General features: G+C 68.2%; 1 protein-coding gene. It reads left to right on the top strand.

Annotation, left to right across the window (positions count from 1 at the left end):
* Positions 1–69: 69 nt before the first annotated feature.
* Positions 70–352 (top strand): hypothetical protein (locus R0J92_RS22010; RefSeq protein WP_411053215.1); only part of this gene is annotated, 283 nt, incomplete at its 3' end.

Genomic DNA, 352 nt, shown 5'->3' with positions numbered 1-352 from the left:
CTCCTATTGCTGGGGTGGCGTGCCACGGGTACTCTAAGGGCCGAGGCATCACCACTCAAGGGGCCAGTCATGCTCGCACAGGAAACCGGCGAATACGTCCACGGGGAGTTCCATGGCACCTCGTCCACGGGCGGCGAGATCACCCTCTACGGCGTGGACGGCACCGCGCGGACGCTCGGCAGCGACGAGCGGCTGGTCATCACCGACGCGCAGGCGGTGTTCTCCGCCTCCGGCGACGGGTACATCTACCTCGACGCCGACGACGACGACACCCTCGACGTCGGGGAAACGGTGGTGCGGGGCTCGTTCGCCGCCAACGGCGGGATCAGCGTGAGCTACAACGGCGTCCCCC

Source organism: Tritonibacter sp. SIMBA_163 (genome assembly GCF_046535935.1).
Lineage (GTDB): Bacteria > Pseudomonadota > Alphaproteobacteria > Rhodobacterales > Rhodobacteraceae > Epibacterium > Epibacterium scottomollicae.
This window is presented reverse-complemented; position numbering and strand designations above follow the sequence as displayed.